The sequence below is a fragment of the Microbacterium sp. KNMS genome (assembly GCF_053851835.1).
On sequence record NZ_JBSQBP010000022.1, the window covers coordinates 1 to 16,063 of the forward strand.

The window sequence follows — 16,063 nt, forward strand, 5'->3', positions numbered from 1 at the left end:
CCCCGGAGCCCATGACGGGCTCCGGGGCGGCTCTCTGCGCGCGCTACTTCGTCGAGAACGCCGCGTCGAACGACGCAGCGGGCGGCGTGATGGCGTTGAGCTTGCGCACGAACGCGAGCGCCTCGGGAGCGCCCTGCAGACGGTCCATGCCCGCGTCCTCCCACTCGACGCTCGTCGGGCCGTCGTAGCCGATCGCGTTGAGCGCGCGGAACAGCGGCTCCCAGGGCACGGCGCCGTGGCCCGTCGACACGAACGTCCAGCCGCGTCGCGGGTTCGCCCACGGCAGGTGCGACCCGAGCACGCCGTTGCGTCCGTCGAGGTTCGTCACCGACTCCTTCACGTGGACGTGGAAGATGTGGTCGGCGAAGTCGAGCACGAACGCCACCGGGTCGAGCTGCTGCCACATGAAGTGCGACGGGTCGAAGTTGATCCCGAAGCCCGCACGGTGCCCGATCGCCTCGAGCGTCGCCTTGGCCGTCCAGTAGTCGTAGGCGATCTCCGACGGATGCACCTCGAGCGCGAAGCGGACGCCGACCTCCTCGAACACGTCGATGATGGGGTTCCACCGGTCGGCGAAGTCCTGGTAGCCGGCCGCGATCATCTCGTCGCTCGCCGGCGGGAACATCGCGACGTACTTCCAGATCGACGACCCCGTGAAGCCCGTGACAGTCTTCACGCCGAGCTTCGCCGCGAGGCGCGCGGTGTTCTTCATCTCCTCGGCCGCCCGCTGGCGCACGCCCTCAGGATCTCCGTCGCCCCAGACGACGTCCGGGAGGATGTCGCGGTGGCGCTGGTCGATCGGGTCGTCGCAGACCGCCTGGCCCTTGAGGTGATTCGAGATCGTCCACACCTTCAGCCCGTGGCGCTCGAGCGTGTCGAGCTTGCCCTGGACGTAGGCGTCGTCATCCCAGCGCCACGGATCCAGGTGGTCGCCCCAGCACGCGATCTCGAGGCCGTCGTAGCCCCACTCCCCCGCGAGGCGGCACACCTCCTCGAACGGCAGGTCGGCCCACTGACCCGTGAACAGCGTGATCGGTCGCGCCATCGCGAACTCCTCCCGATTGTCGTTGATTACAACTTACTCGCGGACCGACGGTCAGGCCAGCACGAGCTCGCGCTCGACCGGCACGCGGTTGGTCACATACCGGCCGGGCCCGCCGTCGACCCCCGGCGCGATCTGCATGTAGAGCAGGCGCATGGTCAGCACGACCTCGACAGTGATGCGCTCCCCCACGGCAGGCACGCCGCCGTCGAGGACACCCTCGAGCGGGATGACGATGTCAGGTCGGTCGGCGACGAACCAGAGGGTGTCCCACTGGTCGGGCAGCTCCGCCACGGTGTACGAGCGCCCCTGCAGCTCGAAGCGCAGCGTCTCCTTGGGGATCACGACGCCGTTGACGGTGACGTCGACGTCGTCGACGGCAGACAGCCAGAGGCTGCGGTACCACGGCAGCTGGATCGAGACGGCGATGCCGTCGTCGCGGCGCGTGACGTCCTTCTCCGAGAACAGGGAGTTGTGAGTGGCCATGTCGTCTCCTCCTAGACCGTCGCCGCCGCGACGGATTCCTCGATCGCGCGGCGCATGAGCGCGTGCTGCTTCCGGACGAGGTCGATCGGGTCGGCCTCGCCGAGGTCGGAGAACGCGTGGCCCTCCCACTCGCTGGACAGGAAGCCCTCGTAGCCACCCTCGACGAACTGGCGCACGATGCGGGGGATGTCCATGGCCGGCTCCTCGCCGTCCGCCCCGATGTCGTAGAACTTCGCATGCACGTGGAAGATCTGCGGCATGATGTCGAGCCACTCCTCGGGCGGCACGAGTCCGTGCATGTTGAAGGCGAGGCGCGTGAAGGGCCCGAACCGGAGGAAGTCGAAGCCCTCCGCGGTGAGGAAGTCCTCGAACTCCTGATTGCGCACGTGCATGGGCAGCGGCTTCCGCCAGATCTCGTCCATGACCGGGAAGTACTTCTCGGGCATGCCCATCGTCCGCAGCGTGCGCAGGAGCGTCGGCGACAGGCTGTGCATGGTCGATGAGAAGTCGGCCGTGAACCCGAGGCGCTCGGATCCGAGCTCCTCGTACATCGCGCGGATCTCGAGGATCTTCGGATCGTTGGGGCCCTGCGGTGCGTGGATCTCGTAGCCCAGGCGTTGGTCGTACTTCTCCGCGAGCGGCAGGAGGCGACGCAGCAGCTCCTTGCCGGCCGAGCGGATGACGATCCTCCGGAATCCGAGCGTGTTCGCCGTGGCGAGCTGCCGCGAGAAGAAGTCGAACTCCTCGTCGGGGGTCATGTCGCGATCCTTGCGGCGGCCCATGTCGAGGTTCGTCCCGACCGCGCTCGGCTCGAGCTCGTGCTTCTCGAGCGTGTCGAACCAGAGCCTCGTGAACTCGGCGTCGACATCCGGGTAGGTGCGCAGGAGCTGCGCGATGTTGAACTCCACACCCGGCCCGATGCCGTTCTCGGCGACGGCGGCGATCAGCGTCTCGGGCGTGTACAGCCCGGCGGCGAACTCGCTCGTCATCGAGTACAGGGTGGTTCCGAGGCGGATGCCGGTGCCGGCGATGCCATCGCTCGTCATGCGCTCACTCCTTCCGTTCGAGGCAGCCACGCTGCCAGCTGGGTCCGCGCCTGCGCGGCCTCCGTCACCATGCGGCTGCCCGCGGCCTCCGCCGCGGAGCGCTGCACGGCCTGCTCGCCCGCGATGATCTCGAAGGGCGACTGCCAGTGGTTCCAGTGCCAGCCCTCGTACTCGCTCGAGATCGCGCCGTTGTAGCCGTTCTCGACGAGGAGCGTCACGAGATCGCGGACGGGAACCGACGGCTCCTCGCCGTTCTCGTCGATGCCGAAGAACTTGCCGTGCACGTGCTTGATCCACGGCATGATCTCGAGCCAGTCGTCGACGCGGGCAGGGCCGAACAGCCCCGTGCCGTTGATGCCGAAGTCGATGCCGAACTCGGGCTGCCCGTGCTGGGCCGCGAGGCCGATGAAGCGCCCGAAGCGCTGTCCGTGCTCGGCCTGGTCGGCCGGCGGCCCCTGCTCGTAGAACGCGCTCCACAGGTCGACGACCTCGCCGAGCAGCTCCTCCGATGCGCCGCGACGGCGGTACGCCTCGATGAGCGACGGCGCGAAGCCGGTCACGGTGGCGCCCCAGTCCATCGTGAAGCCGAGGAACGGCGAGCCGACCTTCTCGTAGCGGTCGCGCAGGGCGAGGATGCGCGGATGGGAGGCGTACTGGTCCGCGTGCACCTCGAGCGCGAGCGTCACGCCGTGCTCCTCGGCGATGGGAGCGAGCGCCTCCATCGAGTCGGGCGTGATCGAGATCTGCACGCGCGCGATCGGGAAGCCGAGCTTGGCGGCGGCGAGGATCTGCCTCCGCATGTACGCGATGAGCTCGTCCTGGTCGAGCAGGCGGTCGCGGTGGATGCCGATGTCGGCGTTGATCGCGAGCGAGGTCGTGACGAGGCCGGTCTCGGCGACGAGATCCCGGAAGCGGCCCGCGAACGCGTCGTCGACCTCCGGGAAGCCGCGGAAGCTCGAGAAGCCGATGATCTCGAGACCGGGGCCGTAGCCTTCGGCTGCGACCTTGCGGATGAGCCCTTCGAGGTCGTACTCGCGGCCATGGAACGCGCGCGTGAAGCTGTAGAGGGTGACGCCCTGGATGGGCGCGCCGAGGTTCGTCATGCGGCTGCCGCCTTCATGGTCTTGGCGTCGCGCTCCTCGATGTGGAGGGTCTCGTCGTCGCCGATGATGATGTACGGGATGTAGAGGGTGAGGCCCACCTCGACGCGGTGCTCCGCGTCGTCCGCGGGCACCGGGAGGTCGCCGGAGAGCACGGCGGAGTCGACGGGGAACCACCAGCTCTCGGTGTCGTCGACCATGTCGGCGAAGGTGCGCTCCTCGCCGTTGAGACGCCAGCGCAGCGAGTCGGCCGGCGCCTCGACGCCGTCGACCGTGAGCGTGGCGCCGGCGATGCACGACGCGGGCAATGCGCGGTACCAGGGGATGCGCACGTCGACCGCGACGCGCGCGCCGTCGGTCCTGAGCGTGCCGGGCTCGATGATGCGATCGGGGATCACGGATGTCCTCCAAGACGTCTTTGTCTGACTTCCGTCAGACTAATGCTTCTTTTCTACCTAAGTCAAGGCCTGGTGGGGCCCGGAGCCCCTCACGGCGGTCTCAGCCTGCGGTCACGGCTCCCGAGACCTGCTCGGATGCCATCTGAAGGCTGAGCCTCTCCGCGATGCGGCGCGCGCCGCGCACCGCGAGCGCCACCGCGGTCAGCGTCGGGTTGCACGCCGTGGCCGTCGGGATGACGCCGTTGCCGGCGACGAAGAGCCCCGGCACGCCCCAGACCTCGCTGTGCGGGTCGCACACGGAGGCGCCGTCGTCCGCCGCGCCCATCCGCACCGTGCCCTGGTAGTGCAGAGACGACCCGAGGGGCATGACGAAGGGGCGGTCGTCGAGCGGCTCCCCGACCGCATTCCCGAGTCGGACGATCTCGCGCTTCGCGCGCTCGATGACCGCGCGGTCGCGATCGGTGAGGGTGTAGTGGATGCGCATGGCCGGCATCCCGTACGCGTCGACCCGGGAGTCGTCGAAGGCGACCCGGTCGGAGGCCTGCAGGTCCTTCGCGCAGAAGAGCCCGAGCCCGACGATCGATCCCGGCACCACAGGGTCGTCATCCGCGAGCGGAATGGGCGACGCGTCGAGCTGCATGATCTGACCGTGGAAGGGCAGGTCGTCGGTGAACGGCACCCAGCTCACGCCGCTCGTCTCGCTGAGAGCGCCGTCGCCGCCCTCCCGGGTCGCGGGCGCCTCGACGTCGCGCAGACGCGACGCGAAGACGATCTGCGCCTGGTCGTTGAGGTAGCGGCCGAGGGCCTCGGGGCGGATGCCGGACGCCCAGAGCACCTGGGGCGTCCGCAGCGCGTCGGCCGCGACGACGACGAACCGGGCGGCGATCCGATGCGTCTGCCCGTCGCGGAGGTCGCGGACCTCGACACCCGACGCGCGGCCGTCGGCGACGAGCACGCGCGTGACGAGCGACTCGTCATGGAGCGAGAACCCGAGGTTCGCGCGCGTGACGTCGCCGAAGACGACGTCGGATCCCGACCACACGAGACGCCCGTCGTCGCGACGGTGCACGGCCAGCGGCATCCGCTGCACGCGGCGGTCCGCTGGCCGCTCGGCGTCGACCTCGGCGGCCAGGCGCTCGCGGACGAGCCCGGAGAACGGCGCGGCGTCGAAGGCGTCGGAGGTGACGCCCAGGAGGCGCTCGCCCTCCGACAGGAGCTCGTCGAGGGCGCCGTCCTCGTCCAGGAAGCCGATGCGCTCGCTGTCGCCGGGGCGCGGGCACGCGGCGGTCCAGTGGGCCCCCATGCCCCCGACGTTGCTCGAGAACGCGGCCACCGGGAGGCCGTCCTCGCCGTCCTGGGCGTAGCCGTCATCGAGCAGGTAGGTGCCGGCGCGGGCGCGCCGCTGCCCCGCCTTGACCGCGCCCGGGTTCGTGACGGTGGCGGTCTCCGCCGCGGGGCCCTGCGAGCGCACCTGCGCGCGGGCGCGCTCGGCGTCGTCGACGATGTTCTTGACGTGCGCGCCGGGCGGGTCAGACACGGTCGGCCCCACCTCGAGCATGGCGATCCGCGCCCCCGGCGCGCGCTCGGAGAGGATCCGCGCGTAGGCGGCGCCCGTGGGCCCCGAGCCGACGATGACGACGTCGACCTCGTTCGGGTAGCGGCTCATGCGCGGGCCGCCGCTTCGACGATGCGCCGCACCGATGCGGACGACTCGACCGTCGGGTAGTACTCGAGTCCGATCGGGCCGTCGTACCCCGACGTGCGCAGGATGCCGAGGCGCTCCTCCCAGTCGAGCTCGCCCGTTCCCGGTTCGCCGCGTCCGGGGGCGTCGGCGAGCTGGACGTACTTCACGAGGTCGCCCGCGCCCGCGAGCTCCGCCGCCATGTCCTCGCCCTCGACGGCCGAGTGGTAGATGTCGTACAGGACGCCGAACGCGGGCGAGTCGACGCCGCGCGCGACGTAGGCGGCCTCGGAGGTGCGGTCGAGCAGCGAGCCGGGGTGGTCGACGCGCACGTTCACCGGCTCGAGCACGAGCGTGACACCCGACCCGTCGATCTGCGCGATCGCCGTCCGGTAGATCTCGATGAGCTTGTCGAGCTGGACCTGCCGCTTCCAGCCGCCGAAGCCCGTCCCGCTGCCCACGACGATGCGCGGGCATCCGAGCGCACGCGCGATCTCGACGCCCTCGTCGAGCTTGCGGAAGAACTCCGAGTGGTCCCACGGCGGGATCATGAACTGCGTGCGCGGCTCGGCGAGCTGCGCGGTCAGCTGCGTCCCCGTCTCCTCGAGCGCGGCGCGGAGCGCCGGGATGTCCTTGGGCTTCGCGGGCGCGTCGACCCCGGTCGGGCCCCACATCTCGACGGCGTCGAACCCGGCCGCCGCCGCCGCGCGCACGCGCTCCGGGTAGTCGCCGGCCTCGCTGAAGAGCAGTTCGATATTCGGTGCGAGCTGGTACATCGGTCCTCCTGGATCAGAACATCGGGTGGTCGTGGACGGCATGCACGGAGGCGCCGCCCCCGTGCTCGACGATCCGGCCGTCCTCGAATCGGCGGGTGCTCATCGGGCCCCCTCGATCACGACGGGTCCGAGCAGGCCGGTCGGCTCCTGCGCGGCCCATGCTGAGAAGAAGTCGGGCTGCTCCTTCGCGAGTGTGTTCACGACCTCGACGACGAGCTCGTCGTCGCCCGTGAGGACGCCCGCCGGCACGTCGTAGCGGTAGGGCGGCGCGACCCGCACTCCGAGATCGGCCCCGTTCACGAACACCTGCGCGACCTCGTGAGCCTCGCCGAGGTCGATCACGGCGGGCGCAGATGGCGCGTGCCCGAGGACGCGGGTCGTGTAGCGGATGGTCCCGCTGAAGCGGGGCAGGAGCCCCGGCCGGTCGAGCGGGACGAGGTCGTCGATGCTCCGCCACGCCTCGAAGGCGGGGTAGGCGAGAGCCGAGGCCGTCTCGATGCGCCAGGGCCCCGGGACGGGCGATGGCGTGGCGCGCTCGCGCAGCGGCGCGACGGGCATCCCGGCCCACGCGGCGGGATCGCCCACGATGAGGAGCGCGGTCTCCCCCGGGGCGAGCGTCACGTCGATCGCGACCTCGTCCGCTCCACCCTCGTGAGCGACCGCGCGGAGCGTCCCCGTCCACGGGTCGACGGAGACCGCCTCGCCGCCGCGCGGAACCGCGACGCGCACCGGGAGCGTGGCGCGGACGCCCTCGTTCATGAGCATGACGACATCGGCGGCGCCCTGGTCGACACGGTGCACGCGGAGCTCGGGGGCAGGCGCGGCGACGCGCACGGCGCGCGCGGTGCGCTCGGCGACGGCAGCCGCGAGCCCCGCCTGCGCGACGGGCGCGAAGGCGCTCTGCAGAAGGCGCGTGTCACCGTCCGCGACCGCCGGCACCTCGTCGACGAAGAGCACCGGGAGGCCGTCCTGTGCGAGTCGCTGCAGTGTCCGCGCCGTCGAATCGGGCAGCAGCGCGCTGCCCGGGACGACGAGCACGTCGTAGGCCTCCTCATGGACCCGCAGCGCGCCATCCGCAACGACCGCATCGTGGAGCGCGTCGGCGGGCACGATGTCGGCGTCGATCTGCGCCTCCGCGAGCAGGCGGACGGGGCGCTCCGCCGGCATCGCCCGCCCGAGCCAGTCGGCCTCGGCGGGGTACAGCACCGCGGCGGGCGCGATGTGCCGCCCGCCCGAGAGAAGGTGGCTCACCCGGTTCGTGTACGCGCTCAGTACCGCCTGGTGGCGGTACTGGGGATTGCGCCCACGCGCGAAGAAGTGCGGCGGGCAGTCGAGGTCGGGGTACTCGGCCGGCGAGTACGCGTGCGGCACGATGTGCGTCACGCCGCGGACGAGGAGGTGGGATGTCACCCACGCCTGATGCCGCAGGCCGAACGACCAGCCGTACGCGCCGAATGCCTCGCACATCGAGCGACCGCGCTTGAGCGGGTCGATGTGCGCGGCCGACGACGCGAGCTTCGCGAGACCGAACTGGAAGAACTCGCCGTCGCCCGCGCCGGCCATGTTCGCAAGCGGCCCTCGGCCGAACCCCGGCACGACCTGCGCGCCGATGACGTCCACGCCCGCCATGTCCTGCCCGGCCATCGCGCGGAAGTAGTGGCCGGCGCCGGGGCCGAGTCGCATGTGCGCGCCGTTGTCCTCGACGACGTGGCCGATGTGCTCGACGCCGTGCGCACGGCACCACTCCGCGACGGGCCGCGCGAAGCTGCGCTCGTAGAGGCGCGTGAGGGCGTCCATGTACGCCAGGCGCGTCCGTGTCGCCCCATCGCCGTCCCACCACAGCAGGGGCGCGGCGAGCGGATCGAGGCCCAGGTCGGGGTGCCACGGCAGGACGACGCCCGGCTTGCCGACCGTCGAGGTGAAGTCGAACGTCTCGCGGTCGTTGTAGAACCCGGGCTCGTCGGTGAAGAAGCCCGCGATGACGCCCCCGAAGTCGTCGGCGTACCGCGCGTGGATGGCCTCGTGCACGGTGTCGAGGAGCAGGCGCGTCGCATCGGCGTCGATGTACGAGAGGTGGTCGCGATGCCGCTCGCTCGCCCCGTCGGACACGACCGACACAAAGAACACGCGCCAGTGCCCTTCCGGCACGTCCCAGAAGACGCGGCCGTCGGCGATGCGCTCGGTGAGGTCGATCGGCTCTCCGATGAGCGCCTCGCCGCCCTCCTCGCGCCGGTAGGCGACGACGCGGACGAGCTGGCCTGGATCCCACCCCGCGTCGGGGCCGAAGAACTTCCGCCGGTCGACGATGAACGACGCTCCGCGGGCGGGCCCGACCGCGTCGGTGTGCCGCTCGGCGAGGAACCGGCGGCGCCGCTCGGCGGGCGCGCCTTCGAGGGCGCCCGCCGCATGGCCGGTCGGGAACGTGTCGTCGTCGAAGAACCAGACCCTGAGCCCGCGCTCGCGCGCCACCTCGAGCACGGCGTCGACGTCGCGCCACCATCCGTCGCCCAGGAACTCCGGGTGCGGCCGCGCCTCGAGGATGACCGCGCCGATCCCCGCGTCGGCGATGCGGTGCGCCTCCTCGACGATCGTCTCGACCGGGCCCCCCTTCTGCCAGAACAGCGGCATGATCGCGTTCGGGACGACGCCGTCGACGACGTCGCGGAGCTGCGGGAGCGTCATGAGGCCTCCTCGAGCACGATCCGCGTCCGCACGGCGGACATGCCGTCCTCCACGGCGAGCTCGAAGCCCCCTGGCTCGATGACGAACCGCTCGTCGTCGGTCCAGAAGCCCAGGTCGGACGCCTCGAGCCGGAAGGCGACGCGCGCCGCGCCTCCGGAGGGGACGGCGACGCGCTCGAAGCCGCGCAGACGGCGGACCGGCTGAGCGACGCTCGCGCACTCGTCGCTCGCGAAGAGCAGGACGACGTCCTCGCCGTCGTGCACGCCGGTGTTCCGGACGCGCACCGACACGAGCCATCCGCCGTCGTCGCGGACGACCTCCAGGTCGTCGAGGGCGAAGGTCGTGTAGGAGAGCCCGTGGCCGAACGCGAAACGCGGGCCGAGCGGCAGATCGAGGAACTTCGACGTGTAGTGGTCGTCGGTGTTGTTGGGGCCGAAGATGGTCTCGTCATCGACCGCCGCGGGGTCGAGGAGTTCGCCGCCGGTCCGCGCGGGTCGTCCCGTGCGCTCGTGGTCGTGATGGATCGGGATCTGCCCGACGGCCCGCGGGAACGTCATCGGCAGCCGGCCGCCCGGGTTCACGCGTCCGGAGAGGGCGCCCGCGATGGCCGGTGCCGCCTGCGTGCCGAGGTGCCAGGTGCACAGCACCGCGTCGACGCGCTCGATCCAGTCCTCGACGACCAGGGGCCGCCCCGTGTGCAGCACCACGACGACACGGGCACCCGCGTCGGCGAGGGCGTGGATGAGCCGCGTCTGCGCGGCCGGGAGCGCGACGTCCGCCCGCGACGCGGCTTCGCCCGAGAGCCGGCTCGGCTCACCCGCCGCCACGATGACGAGGTCGGCATCGGCTGCGCGCGAGACCGCCTCGGCGATGTCCTCGTCGGAGCCGGAGAGGAAGCCAGAGCCGGCCGCCTCCACCCAGTCGACCTCCGGGAGCTCCGCGGCGAGCGCGTCCGCGAGGGTCGATGTCGCCGGCGCGGCGAAGTGCTGCACCCATGCGCCCAGGTGATCGAGGCTCCGGGCGTACGGCCCCGTGACGAGGACGCGTCCCCGCTGCGCGAGGGGCAGCGCGCCCTCGTTCCGCAGGAGCACGATGCAGCGCTCGGCGGCCGACCGCGCGGCGGCGAGCGACTCCTCGGTCGGCGCGAGGATCTCCGCCTCCTCTCGGACGAACGGATCGTCGAGGAGCCCGAGCCGCTCCTTGAGCGACAGGATGCGGCGCACGGCGTCGTCGACGCGGTCCGCGTCGACCTCGCCGGGCGCGAGCAGGGCGGCGCCCTGCGCGTCGACGAGCTCCGCTCCCCCCATGACGATGTCGACGCCGGCCTCGATCGCCTGGCGGATCGCATCCTTCTCGGTCTCGGCGACGCCGTGGGCGACGAGCTGCGCGACCCCCTCGGCGTCGCCCACGACGAGGCCCTCGAATCCCCACTCGCCCTTGAGCACCCCGGTGAGCAGCGGCGCATTGGCGTGCATCGGGCGCCCGTTGAGGGAGGTGAACGCCGCCATGACCGTATCCGCGCCGGCGTGCGCTCCCGCGCGGAAGGGCTCGAGGTACACGTCGCGCAGGCGTCGCCGGGAGACGTCGGCGGTGTTGTAGTCGCGTCCGGCCTCCGCGGCCCCGTAGGCCGCGAAGTGCTTGAGGCAGGCCGCGACGCCCTCCGCGCGGTAGGCGCGCGCCTTGACGGCGCCGAGCGTCGAGGTGAGGAGCGCGTCCTCGCCGAAGCCCTCGACCACGCGCCCCCACCGGGGGTCTCGGGTCACATCGACCATCGGGGAGTAGGTCCAGTTCACGCCGCCCGAGCGCGCCTCGCGGGCCGAGACGCGGGCGTCCGCGGCGGCGACGGCGCGGTCGAACGACGCGGCCTGCGCGAGCGGAGTGGGGAAGATCGTGCGCTGACCGTGCACGACGTCGAGCGCGATGAGCAGCGGGACGCCGCCGGACTCGACGGCCGCGCGCTGAAGCTGATTGGTCTCGCGTGCCGATGCGGGCCAGAAGAGCGCGCCGATGCCGCGCCGTGCGAGCGCGGTCGCCTCGCCGAGATCCCGACGCCACACGCTCTGCATCTGGGCGAGCTTCTGCTCCCAGCTGAGGCGAGCGAGCAGTGCCTCGACGCGGGCGCTCATGACGCCTCCCGCACGCGGTAGCGGAACCCGCGGAAGGTCGCGGCGCCGTCTCCGGCCGCGAAGAGGGCAGGTCGGAGGCTCTTCAGGTCCTGGAGGGTCGCCGAGTGGGCTCCCTCGACGTCGTAGCGCACGCCGTGACGGCTCCACTCCTCACCCGGACGGCGGAACCATCCGGTCACGATGTGCTGATCGTCGACGAGGCGCAGCTGGATGATCGAACCCGGCTCGACCTGCTCGCGGCGGTGCGTCCGGATGCCCCCGGCATAGCTCGCGAGCGTCCGCCCGTCCCAGCTCATGCCGTAGAACATCCGCCGGTTGAACCAGAGGAGGAGCCCCGCCTCCGTGCCGTCCGGCACCTCGATCTCGACCTCGATCTCGAACGCCCTGTCCATCGCCCACGTCGTGAGCGGCGACGCATCGGCGGGCGACGCGCCCTTGCCCCGCAGCACGAGCCCTCCATCGAAGCGCACCCGGTCGAGCTCGTCGCGACCCGGGTCGTCGAACACCCACCGCTCGCCCCACGCGGGCTCCGCGAAGTCGTCCGACGGCGCGGGAACCGCGTGGGGCCTTCCGGGCGCGGGCTTCGGAAGCGGGGCGCCGAGGTCCTCCGCGGGCGCCACCGGCCATCCGTCCTCGGTCCACTCGATCGGCTCGAGGAGGGCCTGGCGTCCGAGTGTGCGGAAGCGACGCGCGTACCCGTGCGAGACCATCCACCAGCGGCCGTCTCGGCCCTCGAGGATCGTCGCGTGCCCGCGCGACCACCACGCCTCGTCGTCCGACCGTGTGCGAGCGATCGGATTGCCGGGGGCGTTCTCCCACGGGCCGAGCACCGACCGCGAGCGCGCCACGATCACCATGTGTCCGGTCGCCGGTCCGCCCGTGCCGCCCACGGCGCTGACGAGGTAGATCCATTCGCCGCGGCGGAAGAACTTCGGCCCCTCCAGCGCGTAGGACTCCGTGATCCACTCATCCGGGTACTGCCACCCGTCATACGCCTGCTCGAGCGGCGTCACCGCCGTGAGGCCGTCGGCGGAGAGGCGGCAGCGGCGGATGCCGTTGACGAAGAGGTACCGCTCTCCGTCTTCGCCGACGACGTGACCCGGATCGATGGCACCCGAGATGCCGGTGAAGACGGGCGCGCTCCACGGGCCCTCCGGGTGATCGGCGTGCACGACCCAGACCTGCGCGTCGTCGATCCGCGCGTCGCCCCATGCGCTCGGGATGAACGGGAAGTAGATGAAGTACCGACCGCCGTGCTCGACGAGGTCGGGCGCGAACACGGTGCTCAGCGGATGCTCGAGCGCCGTGCCCGCGAACGACCAGGAGACGAGATCCTCCGAGCGCCAGAGCGCGAGCCCCGGTGAGGCGTCGAAGGACGAGCAGGTCAGGTAGTACGCGTCACCCACGCGCAGGACAGAGGGATCCGGACGGTCGCCGGGCAGGATCGGGTTGCGGAACGTCCCGTCGCCGAGGTCGGCGGGCGTCCGCTGCAGGGAGGCGCTCATCCCTTGAGACCGCCTGCGAAGCCCTGGATGAACTTCTTCTGCGCGACGAGGTAGAACGCGAGGATCGGGATCATCGAGACGAGCACGATCGCGAAGATCTTGTTCCACTGCGACACGAGCGATCCGATGAAGTAGTACATCGCGACCGGCAGGGTCTGCGCGTCGGATCCGCCGAGGAAGATGAGCGCGGTCATGAAGTCGTTCCACACGATGAGACCCGTGAGGATGGCGACCGTGCCGGTCGCGGGGGCCATGAGCGGGAGCACGATCCGGAAGAAGATCTGCGTCCGGGTGGCGCCGTCGATCGCCGCGGCCTCCTCGTACTCCGTGCCGAGGCCGCGGAAGAATCCCGCGTAGAGGAAGATCGCGAGCGGCAGCATCATCCCCGTGTAGAGGATGATCATCCCCCACAGCGAGCCGGTGAGCCCGATCGCGCGCGCCCCGATGTACAGGGGCACGGTGCCGAGCTGCGCGGGCAGGATGATCGCGATGAGGAAGAGGTAGTAGGCGCCCTTCGTCCACCGCTGCGTCGAGCGCATGATGACGTACCCGGTCAGCGAGCCGAGCAGCACGAGGCCGAGAATCGCCCCGAGGGTGAGGACGACCGAGTTCACGAGCCCGGCGAGGATGTTGCCCTGCCCCTGCGCGGCGAACAGGTCGACGAAGTTGGCGAGCTGCGGCGCCTCGGGGAGCGCGAGCGGCGAGGAGCGGAAGACCTCCTCGTCGGTCTTCAGCGCGGTGGAGACGAGGAAGAAGAACGGCAGCAGGAACACGAGCGCGAGCACCCAGATGAGCACCTCGCGGACCGCGGTGAGCTTCGTGTAGCGGAACATGTCAGTCCTCCTTCTCCTGCGTCACGCGCTGCTGGATGATCGCGAAGACGAGGATGATCGCGGTGAGCACGAGGGCGAGCGCGGCGCCGTACCCGAACTGGCCGAGCGAGAACGCCTGCTTGTAGACCTCGGTCGCGAGGGTCTCGGTGGCGCCGGCGGGGCCTCCGCCGGTGAGCGCCATGATCTGGTCGAAGATGCGGAGGCCGTTCACGAGGCCGAGCGTGGTCGCGATCGCGACGGCGGGGCGGATGGCCGGGAGCGTCACGTGCCAGAACCGCTGCCAGAGCGTGGTTCCGTCGATCGTCGCGGCCTCCTCGATCTCGACCGGGACCCCCGCCAGGCCCGCGGCGTAGATGACCATCGAGAAGCCGGTCTGCTGCCAGACGATCACGATGAGGATCGTCCAGATCGCGAACGTCGGGTCGCCGAGCCACGCGCGGGCGAGGTCGCCCATCCCGATCGCCGTGAGGAACGCGTTGAGCGGTCCGTTGAAGTCGAAGATGAACTTCCAGATGTAGGCGACGGCGAGCGGGCTCAGCACCACGGGCATGAAGAAGAGCGTGCGGAGGATGTACCGCGTCTTGAGCAGCCGGTTGAGGGCGACGGCGAGCGCGAGACCCAGGACGTTGGTGAGGATCACCGAGCCGAACGCCAGGAAGAGGGTGTTCCCCAGCGCGAGCATCTTCGAGGGGTCGCCGAAGATGCGCTCGAAGTTCGCGAAGCCGACGAACTCGAACGAGCCGAGGCCCGTCCAGTCCGTGAAGGCGAAGAAGCCGCCCGCGATCGTCGCGGCGTAGTGGATGCCGAGCACCATGAGGATGCCCGGAAGGGCCCACCACCAGTGCCCGAACGTCAGCAGGCCGGGGCGGCGGGGCCGCGCCTTCGGGCGCAGCCCCCGCCGCTTGCCGCTTCGGGGGACGACGACGGCCTCCGTCGCCGATTCGTCGGCTGTGTCGTGCTGCAGCATCGCGGTCATCGTCCTGTCCCTCGCGTCCGGCCGGGTCACTCGCCCCAGGCCGTGTCCATCTCGGTGAGCACCTGCTCGACCGTCTTCTGACCGGTGAGGAGACCCTGCACGCCGGCGCCGAGGGCGTCGTACACGGCGGGGTTCGACCAGTCGGAGTTCGGCAACGGCACGAAGTCGCCCGCGGCGAGCATGTCGGCCAGCGGCTCGAACGCCGTGCCGGTGAAGTCCATCTCTGCGTAGCCCGTGATCGGGAGCGTGCCGGACTCCTCGGCGACCGTCTCCGCCTGCGCGGGCTCGGCCATCCACTCGAGGAACGCCTTCGCCGCGTCCTTGTTCTTCGACGACGCCGGGATCGAGTACGAGTAGGTCGAGCTGGCGTAGCCGAACGCGCCGTCGGCCGCGTCGGCGGGCGGGAACGTCTGCGCGACGAAGGTCGCCTCGCCGCCCGCGGCCTCGCCGAGGTCGCGCGCGACGCCGCTCGGGCCGAACATCGCGCTCGACGTGCCCTGGACGAGCCCGTTCGTGATGGCGTCGAAGCCCGCGCCCTCGACACCGGGCTGGAAGCACCCCGCGTCGTTCATGTCGACGATCGCCTGGAGCGTCTGCTGCCATCCCTCGCTGTCGGCGAAGGTGACCTCGCCCTCGGCGCGCTGCGTGTTCCAGTCGGGGTCCTCGGCGTACACGCGCGTCGCGGCGACCGCCTGCGCCATCATGCCCGCGTTGGGCGGGATCGAGCCGGCCACGACGAAGTACGAGCCGCCCGCCTGGGCCGCCGTCTCGCACGCGTCGAGCACGCCCTGCCAGTCGGCCGGGTACTCCGTGATGCCGGCGGCCTCGGCGGCCGTCTGGTTCACGACGACGCCCGCGGGCGCGATGTTCAGCGGCTGCCCGTACACGGCGCCGTCGACGACGAACTGGTGCTCCGAGCCGGCGGGGATGAGGCTCGTCGCCGTCTCGCCGAGCGGCTCGAGGAGCCCGGCCTCGGCGAGCGGGACGATGCTGAAGGACTGGCCGTTGCCGGGAGCGGAGAGGAAGATGTCGGAGGCGTTGCCGCCCTGCAGCTGGGTCCGGATCGTCGTGTTGTAGCTCTCGCCGGGCAGCTTGTCGATCGTGATCTCGACGTCGGGGTTCTCCTCCATGTACTGCTCGGCGAGGATCTCGTACGGGGTCTTCGCCTCGTTCGAGACGGGGAACGCGAGCGAGAAGCTCTGGCCGTCTCCCGCGCCGCCGCCGGCGGAGGTCGAGCAGCTCGCGAGCACAAGCGCTCCGATCGCCGCGGTTCCTGCGAGGGCGCCTGCCCGGATGATGCGACGCTGCTGTGTCATGTCGTTGCCCTTCTGACGTCGTCGTCGAGTGCTGCGGCTCCCGCCCAGGTGCGGGGCCCCCTTCAGTATCGACCACCTAGGTCGAAAACACACATA

General features: G+C 71.1%; 13 protein-coding genes. All 13 read right to left on the reverse strand.

Annotated features, from left to right (window positions below; all coding sequences use genetic code 11):
• Positions 1–43: 43 nt before the first annotated feature.
• Positions 44–1,045, reverse strand: a complete 1,002-nt coding sequence (locus tag ACWXWW_RS13415; RefSeq protein ID WP_455970257.1) for a sugar phosphate isomerase/epimerase family protein — start codon at positions 1,043–1,045, stop codon at positions 44–46.
• A gap of 51 nt (positions 1,046–1,096) precedes the next feature.
• A complete protein-coding gene (locus tag ACWXWW_RS13420) occupies positions 1,097–1,528 on the reverse strand; it encodes a C-glycoside deglycosidase beta subunit domain-containing protein (RefSeq protein WP_282978840.1) in 432 nt (143 codons plus the stop codon).
• A gap of 11 nt (positions 1,529–1,539) precedes the next feature.
• Positions 1,540–2,574 carry a sugar phosphate isomerase/epimerase family protein gene (locus ACWXWW_RS13425; RefSeq protein WP_271172996.1) on the reverse strand — a complete coding sequence of 345 codons (1,035 nt, stop codon included), beginning with the start codon at positions 2,572–2,574 and terminating at the stop codon, positions 1,540–1,542.
• Positions 2,571–3,677, reverse strand: coding sequence for a sugar phosphate isomerase/epimerase family protein (locus tag ACWXWW_RS13430; protein ID WP_421075129.1), 1,107 nt, complete (start codon positions 3,675–3,677; stop codon positions 2,571–2,573). The genes ACWXWW_RS13425 and ACWXWW_RS13430 overlap by 4 nt, the downstream gene beginning before the upstream one ends.
• The gene (locus ACWXWW_RS13435; RefSeq protein ID WP_271172998.1) at positions 3,674–4,072 is read right to left on the reverse strand and encodes a C-glycoside deglycosidase beta subunit domain-containing protein; all 399 of its coding nucleotides are present in this window, start codon (positions 4,070–4,072) and stop codon (positions 3,674–3,676) included. The genes ACWXWW_RS13430 and ACWXWW_RS13435 overlap by 4 nt, the downstream gene beginning before the upstream one ends.
• Before the next feature lie 100 nt (positions 4,073–4,172).
• Positions 4,173–5,738, reverse strand: a complete 1,566-nt coding sequence (locus ACWXWW_RS13440; protein WP_455970259.1) for a GMC oxidoreductase — start codon at positions 5,736–5,738, stop codon at positions 4,173–4,175.
• Positions 5,735–6,529 (reverse strand): TIM barrel protein, encoded by a 795-nt coding sequence (locus ACWXWW_RS13445; RefSeq protein ID WP_455970261.1) that lies wholly within the window; start codon positions 6,527–6,529, stop codon positions 5,735–5,737. Before ACWXWW_RS13445 ends, ACWXWW_RS13440 begins: the two co-directional genes overlap by 4 nt.
• Positions 6,530–6,628: 99 nt before the next feature.
• The gene (locus tag ACWXWW_RS13450; RefSeq protein WP_455970262.1) at positions 6,629–9,211 is read right to left on the reverse strand and encodes a hypothetical protein; all 2,583 of its coding nucleotides are present in this window, start codon (positions 9,209–9,211) and stop codon (positions 6,629–6,631) included.
• Entirely contained in the window at positions 9,208–11,337 is a 2,130-nt protein-coding gene (locus ACWXWW_RS13455) for a glycoside hydrolase family 3 N-terminal domain-containing protein (protein ID WP_455970264.1), read from the reverse strand. The genes ACWXWW_RS13450 and ACWXWW_RS13455 overlap by 4 nt, the downstream gene beginning before the upstream one ends.
• The gene (locus tag ACWXWW_RS13460; protein ID WP_271173003.1) at positions 11,334–12,842 is read right to left on the reverse strand and encodes a family 43 glycosylhydrolase; all 1,509 of its coding nucleotides are present in this window, start codon (positions 12,840–12,842) and stop codon (positions 11,334–11,336) included. The genes ACWXWW_RS13455 and ACWXWW_RS13460 overlap by 4 nt, the downstream gene beginning before the upstream one ends.
• The gene (locus tag ACWXWW_RS13465; RefSeq protein ID WP_271173004.1) at positions 12,839–13,675 is read right to left on the reverse strand and encodes a carbohydrate ABC transporter permease; all 837 of its coding nucleotides are present in this window, start codon (positions 13,673–13,675) and stop codon (positions 12,839–12,841) included. The genes ACWXWW_RS13460 and ACWXWW_RS13465 overlap by 4 nt, the downstream gene beginning before the upstream one ends.
• A 1-nt stretch (position 13,676) precedes the next feature.
• Positions 13,677–14,651, reverse strand: a complete 975-nt coding sequence (locus tag ACWXWW_RS13470; protein ID WP_271173005.1) for a carbohydrate ABC transporter permease — start codon at positions 14,649–14,651, stop codon at positions 13,677–13,679.
• Positions 14,652–14,677: 26 nt separating this feature from the next.
• Positions 14,678–15,967, reverse strand: coding sequence for an ABC transporter substrate-binding protein (locus ACWXWW_RS13475; RefSeq protein WP_455970266.1), 1,290 nt, complete (start codon positions 15,965–15,967; stop codon positions 14,678–14,680).
• Positions 15,968–16,063: the final 96 nt, after the last annotated feature.